The sequence below is a fragment of the Catenovulum agarivorans DS-2 genome (assembly GCF_000568405.1).
In the GTDB taxonomy this organism is placed as follows: Bacteria; Pseudomonadota; Gammaproteobacteria; order Enterobacterales; family Alteromonadaceae; genus Catenovulum; species Catenovulum agarivorans_A.
Genome location: NZ_ARZY01000068.1, coordinates 1 through 6,074, shown reverse-complemented (window position 1 = coordinate 6,074; position 6,074 = coordinate 1). Strand labels below are relative to the sequence as shown.

The window sequence follows — 6,074 nt, the reverse complement described above, 5'->3', positions numbered from 1 at the left end:
AATTTGTCCACGAAAGATCAACAGGCCCTAATTATGAAAAAAGTTTACACAAGTGAAAACAGCTTTTTAGTCCACAATGTGAAAAATCTAATAGAAGCACAAGGCATTCATGTTGTGCTTAAAAACGAGTTTGCCCAAGGTGCCATGGGCGAAATATCCCCATTCGATTGTTGGCCTGAGTTATGGGTAAATGAAGCGGATTTTGCCGAAGCTGAACTGGTCATTACCGAAGCAAGTTTAACTGCCAACAGCCAAGAGGCTGATTGGGTATGTGCCAATTGTGGTGAAGAGAATAGTGCAACTTTTGAGATATGTTGGAGTTGCCAAAAAGCACGTTAGTTTATACCTAAGCTGATTGGGTATAAATTTATCGGCCACTAATTATGGCCGATAAATCCTGAAAAGTGGCCGACAAACTACAAAAGTGGCCGACAAAAGGCTAAAATGGCCGTATCTTTAATATCAAGCTGACTATTATGGCCGATAAATTACAATTACAGACACTTTTGCAGTCGCAAACACAAGCTAGATCTTTGCATGAGATTAGCGCACTTTTGTCTGGCAGTGTTGCTGAGCGTACTCTGCGACGCTGGTTGGTTGACTTAGTTGAACAAGGGAAAGTGCAACGTGTTGGTCAAAGTCGTAGTGTAAAGTATCTGTGGAGTAGCCAATCTCAATCCCCCGAATTTAAATTTCTTGCGGGTAAATCGTCGGCACAAGTAACTGCAATCTTAAAACAAATTCGAGACTTGTGGACACACACCTCAACTGCACTAGAAGGCAATACGCTTAGCTTAGGTGATACTCATTTCTTATTAGAAGAAGGTTTGACCATTTCAGGCAAACCGATTCGTGAACATCAAGAAATTATTGGCCATGCAACGGCCATCGAACTGATATACAGGGCTATCGGTAAACAAGTCGATGCGGATTTGTGTTTTGAGTTACACAAAGCAATTCAAAGCGAGCGCATTTTTGATATTGATAAACCCTATGGCGCGTGGAAGGTTCAGCCAAATGGCACTTACATTGTTGATGAAAACAATAAACAGGTTTACATAGAGTATGCTGAGCCGTTTTATGTCGGCAAACTGATGGCTGAAGTATTCGAGGAAATTAACCAATTAAGTACGGCAGGTTTAACTTTAGAAAACGCACATCTAGCATATGCCAAGATTCATGCTGCAATAGCGCATATTCACCCGTTTTGGGATGGAAATGGCCGTATTGCCCGATTACTTGCTAATCTACCCTTATTAAATTCGGGGTTACCACCAATTGTGATTCCAAATGAAAACCGTCGTCAATATATTCAGCTGTTGGCCAAATATGAATTGAAAGTCGGTCAGCTGACCACACAAACAGGTGTGTGGCCACAACCAGAATTACTAACAGAATTCAGTGCGTTTTGCCAAAGTTGCTATCAGGCTACTTTAGATATTGTGAAATAACAGCTTAACCATCTTTAGATATTTCACTTAAGCTGGCTAAACCCTCGTTTTCTATGCGTAACTGTTGAATGCCCAGCGCTGAGGTTAATATCAAAGTATCGCCATTCACAATTAAGTCGTTGCATGCATAGCTATTATCTAGTGGTTGGCGGACTAAGCCTTTTACCGTTTGTTCGTCAGTTACTGGTGTGCCGTCAATATCCACTAAATCATTCGCTTCGTTGGCTATTTCTTCAACATTAAATTTAACCAAACCTTCTTTTTTATCACAGACATAGAGGGTGTTGTTGTGTAGCCCTAAACCCTTTGGTTCATATAAATCTAAGTATAAAGACTCGATTACAGGTGATTCGATATTGCCAATATCAATTACCCCAACAACATCGGTTCTTTCACTATTAAAGTCAGTGTCGCCGTTTCTAGTGGTGTAATACGCGGTATCACCAATCGCAATTACTGGATCGTATGCGCGTAAGTGGCTTATTCGCGAAACTAGAGCAAATCTCTCCCGATCTTGTACCGCAATTGCTTTCGCGTAAATTAATACACCAGTATTGGTGCCAATCATTAAATATTCATCATTGTAATTGGAGACAGTTTCCACATTGTTGTTGGTTCGCTCAGCTATGTGCAGCTCAGGCGCAAATTTATTCGATAGTTGAAAGCTGTATATAGTGTTTCTGTCGATAAACACCAGTTCACCTTGAAATATCGTCATAGCCGCCAAAGAACCACTTTGACCTGTGCCACTGCCACTAGAGTCTGAGCTACCTTCTTGGCAGCCAATAAGGGTTGTTAAAGCCAAAACACAAGCGGTTAGCTGTTGTAAATTCAATTTCATCTTAAAGCTCCACATCCCAAAAGAAAAAGCGTTTGCCTTCTTCAGTTTCATATCCAACAACCATACCTCTGTTTTGGTCAATCTCTATTCGTTGTTCATCTTGAAAAAAACGTACTCTAGCGGGTAGCCAATTATTAACCGATGGGTAAGGAAGGACGTTTTCGGTTCGGTAATAATTAAATGGTGCTGTTAGTTCAACAGCCACAACGTCAGTAAAGCTATTCACGTACATCACGCCATTTAATACTTCTAAATCTGTTGCGCCAACCACTCTGACAAAAGCTAAATATTTCGGGTTTGCTTGATCACTATTATCAAAAATATGAATGCCTTTTAGTTGATCGTTTACAAATAAATATTGGTTAAAGACGTAAATTTTACCTGGGTTGTCTATGCCTTGATATTCGCGAATTAGCCCACCTTGGTCGATTGCTGCTTGAGTTTCACCATTGGCATTTTCAGCACTAAAGTAAACTTCGTTTGTTGTACGGATATCTTGCCAGCGCATATATAAGGGCGACACATCGCATGAAGCTCTGGATTTATCTGGATAATCACAACTTACATCCCAATAGCTGCCCATGGCACTTAAACTACCCACTAGTATAAGTGGTAGTTTAATTGCTAGAGATAAAGGTTTGCTGGAGATAGAGCGATTGTTTAATAGGCTTGAGTGCAGGGCGATAACAGCCGCAGCAAGCGCCGCAGCTAATATATCGAACCAGTCAAATGTGCCAGCTAGCCAGCTAATGCCAACAAACTCCAATTGCATCAGCTCTAAAACAACACTTATTGCAAACCATGCTAAAGGTATTTTCCAAACTTTAGCTGGAGCTTGTTTTGGCACTGCAAGCGTTAAACAACACATAAAAATAACGTGCAAGAAACTGGGTAATGAAGCATTTATTACGCTGGGCCCTGCTAGGGCTGGCCAATCAAATGCTAATTGGCGCATAAACGGCAACCACTCTAAATAGGTGGTCGCTGCTCGGCAACTTGCATAAAAGCACAGACCAAACGTGATAAATACAATGGAGAGGAAAAAATTTATGGATCTATACTGCAATTGAGTCATCCTTAACCTTTATAATTCATTTATTTACGAATTTTGAAGTATATTGATAATTATACGCATTCTCAAGGTTTTGTTTCAATTGACCAAAATAACCAATCAGGTGTAGGCTTGTAGGATAGACTGTTTGGAACAAGCATATGAAATTTCAAAACCCAGTTAAAAAGTTTAAAGGTGATCTTGAGGCTAAAATTAGAGAATCCGCGATTAATGCGGCGCGTTCACGGATTATTTTATCTGGCCTTAAACCTGAAAATTTAGACCCAGAAGAGTTAGAAATAATAGTGCGCGAAGAAGAAGATAAAATTCGCAGTCGCATTAAAGAAAAAGGTTTATTCGCCTTAGCTGCAGCCTTGGGTTTGGGCTGGTGGATTTAACCAATAAGGTGAATAAAGATGTTTAGTCCACTGATTCGTTTAGGGTTATTAGCCAGTTTTTGGCTGAAATATAAAAGCAACATTATCAAAACCTTGTTTGCTGTTTTGGCCTTGGCTATTGTGCATTATGTATATCAAGACGTGGTTGAGTTGTTCAGCTTAAACCAACAACAAAACAATTTGATGTATGCGCTTATTGCTAAATGGTTGGTTATCTTAATTATTATTGTTGTTTACGTATTTTCATTAAAATCAACTGCGCGCAATAACCAACCACTGAACGTTAAAAAAACAGCCAAAGCAACCACCAATAAAGTAGCAAATTCAACAACTTCATCTAAGCAAACTCAGCAAGATAGTGAATCGGTTGACCCTTTTGAACAACTACGGCATAAAGACAAACTTCGCTCACGTTCTGACTTAATGTTAGAGAAAAAGCGTTCGCAGAAATGAGTGAGGCATTGTGAATTGAGCTAAACAAAGCAAGCGCGGGCCGCACCTGCTTTGTTGGTAGTGATTAAACGATAGCGTTAAACACATCTCACTTGAAATATATGTTCAACACTAGCAATTTGTTGTAGCAACTCTGTGGTTGGCCTTTGTTCAATATCAATAATATTGTAAGCAATGTCGTCGCGACTTTTGTTCACAATATCAATTACATTGATATTTAAATCTGCTAGTAAATTAAGTACAACACCTAATACTTTTGGCACATTGTCGTTGGCAAAAGTAATACGATAGCCAGATGTGCGCTCCATTGAAATGGCAGGGAAGTTTACTGAGTTAACGATATTGCCGTTTTCTAAAAAGTCGATTAACTGTTTAGCGCCCATTACAGCACAGTTTTCTTCTGCTTCAACTGTACTTGCACCTAAGTGCGGAAACAATATAGCTTTGTCGTGCGCGATTAATTTTTCAGTTGGAAAGTCGGCAATGTAATAAGCCAGTTTGCCTGTGTCTAATGCATTAATAACGGCTTGTTCGTTAACTAACTCACCACGTGCTAGGTTGATCAGTTTTGCCCCTTGCTTAAGTGCAGCAAACGCATCGTCATTGATAAATCCAATAGTCGCTTCAACGGCAGGCACGTGCAAAGTAACATAGTCTGAACGTGACAATAATGCATTTAAGCTGTCTGCTTTAACCACTTCGCTAGATAAACGCCAAGCCGCTTCTACGCTTAGTTTTGGGTCGTAACCAATTACCTTCATACCTAAACTTAAAGCTAAATTGGCTACTTTGGCACCTATTGCGCCTAAACCAACAACCCCTAAAGTTTTGCCTTCTAATTCGCCCCCACCATAAGCTTTTTTACCCGCTTCAACTTTTTTGTGTAACTCGTGTGGGTCGGTTTCATCCGCTAAGGTTTTTACATACGCCATACTTTGGCTGATACCGCGTGAGCCTAATAATAAACTGGCTAGTACCAACTCTTTTACCGCGTTGGCATTTGCCCCTGGGGTATTAAATACCACTATGCCTTGGCGCGTGTAATCGGAAACTGGAATGTTATTTACCCCAGCACCTGCACGCGCAACGGCAAGTACTGATTTAGGTAAGGTCTCTTCATGGAGTTTTTGGCTGCGCAGTAATATTGCGTCTGGCTCAGCTTCGTCTGGCGATACACGGTAGCTGTCTTTTGGAAATTGATTTAAGCCTTTTTCGGCTATGTTGTTATAAGTCCTAATTGTTTTCATCTTTGTTAGCTCTTTTTTATGGTTCTCTTTGTAGTAGAGAACAGTTTTATAACTGGGATGAATACTGCTTTATTCCATCGCTTTTGTTTTGTTCGTTATGAATACTCAAAAGTTTATAGTGAAGATGGAGTCATAATTTAGACCAAAATTTCTTTTTCATGGATGAAAAAGCAAAGCTTACAAGGATGTACTTGCAGCGGTTTTGCGAAAATTATGACTCGAGCTTCATAGTGCACTGTCCGTGAAGTTTTGCTCTAAATTATCACTCCATTCTTGCAATTAACTACAGTGTTGCTTGTTGTTTTATTTCCCCGCGACATACATGTTTATCTCGACCTGAGTTGGAAGCAGAAATAAAACCCTCCGAGCTCATGGATGGCTCGGCGGAGCTCCATGGACGGATTTATGCGTGTTTTATTTTGATTCCAACTTAGGTTGTTTGCACCATTCTACATAGCTCAACAAAACCAAATTACATTTCCCCAAATATAACTAAAATTTTGCTGAGCGTGTTAAACAAACAACACTCATATCTATCGCAACCTGAGTTGGAAGCAGAAATAAAACCCTCCGAGCGCATGGATGGCTCGGCGGAGCTCCATGGATGATGAGATGAACACCTTTTGTATAAAT

The 6,074-nt window shown here is 40.1% G+C and carries 7 protein-coding genes; 4 read left to right on the top strand and 3 right to left on the bottom strand.

Features of this window, described 5'->3' with window-relative positions; genetic code table 11:
• Together DS2_RS19040 and DS2_RS19035 are read left to right on the top strand one after the other, a co-directional pair.
• Positions 1–339: DUF2007 domain-containing protein (locus DS2_RS19040; protein WP_326979561.1), on the top strand; the 339-nt coding region annotated here is incomplete at its 5' end.
• Between the two features lie 137 nt (positions 340–476).
• The gene (locus DS2_RS19035; protein WP_035016666.1) at positions 477–1,451 is read left to right on the top strand and encodes a Fic family protein; all 975 of its coding nucleotides are present in this window, start codon (positions 477–479) and stop codon (positions 1,449–1,451) included.
• A 4-nt stretch (positions 1,452–1,455) separates the two neighbouring features.
• Here the strand turns inward: DS2_RS19035 and DS2_RS19030 are convergent, their stop codons facing one another.
• Together DS2_RS19030 and DS2_RS19025 are read right to left on the bottom strand one after the other, a co-directional pair.
• Entirely contained in the window at positions 1,456–2,292 is an 837-nt protein-coding gene (locus DS2_RS19030) for a hypothetical protein (protein ID WP_035016665.1), read from the bottom strand.
• A gap of 1 nt (position 2,293) precedes the next feature.
• Positions 2,294–3,247 (bottom strand): hypothetical protein, encoded by a 954-nt coding sequence (locus tag DS2_RS19025; RefSeq protein ID WP_035016664.1) that lies wholly within the window; start codon positions 3,245–3,247, stop codon positions 2,294–2,296.
• A 257-nt stretch (positions 3,248–3,504) separates the two neighbouring features.
• Here DS2_RS19025 and DS2_RS19020 point away from each other — a divergent pair, with 257 nt between their 5' ends.
• Complete coding sequence (locus tag DS2_RS19020; RefSeq protein WP_035016663.1) at positions 3,505–3,741, top strand: hypothetical protein; 237 nt, start codon at positions 3,505–3,507, stop codon at positions 3,739–3,741.
• 18 nt (positions 3,742–3,759) lie between these two features.
• On the top strand, positions 3,760–4,194 hold the full coding sequence (locus DS2_RS19015; RefSeq protein WP_035016661.1) for a hypothetical protein: 435 nt from the start codon (positions 3,760–3,762) through the stop codon (positions 4,192–4,194).
• A 77-nt stretch (positions 4,195–4,271) separates the two neighbouring features.
• On the opposite strand, the gene DS2_RS19010 is transcribed toward DS2_RS19015, so the two are convergent.
• Complete coding sequence (locus tag DS2_RS19010) at positions 4,272–5,441, bottom strand: 3-phosphoglycerate dehydrogenase family protein (RefSeq protein WP_035016660.1); 1,170 nt, start codon at positions 5,439–5,441, stop codon at positions 4,272–4,274.
• Positions 5,442–6,074: the final 633 nt, after the last annotated feature.

Coding starts and splice junctions, on each gene's coding strand:
- DS2_RS19020 (WP_035016663.1), top strand. CDS start 3,505: ATGAAATTTCAAAACCCAGTTAAAAAGTTTAAAGGTGATCTTGAGGCT.
- DS2_RS19030 (WP_035016665.1), bottom strand. CDS start 2,292: ATGAAATTGAATTTACAACAGCTAACCGCTTGTGTTTTGGCTTTAACA.
- DS2_RS19035 (WP_035016666.1), top strand. CDS start 477: ATGGCCGATAAATTACAATTACAGACACTTTTGCAGTCGCAAACACAA.
- DS2_RS19015 (WP_035016661.1), top strand. CDS start 3,760: ATGTTTAGTCCACTGATTCGTTTAGGGTTATTAGCCAGTTTTTGGCTG.
- DS2_RS19025 (WP_035016664.1), bottom strand. CDS start 3,247: ATGCGCCAATTAGCATTTGATTGGCCAGCCCTAGCAGGGCCCAGCGTA.
- DS2_RS19010 (WP_035016660.1), bottom strand. CDS start 5,441: ATGAAAACAATTAGGACTTATAACAACATAGCCGAAAAAGGCTTAAAT.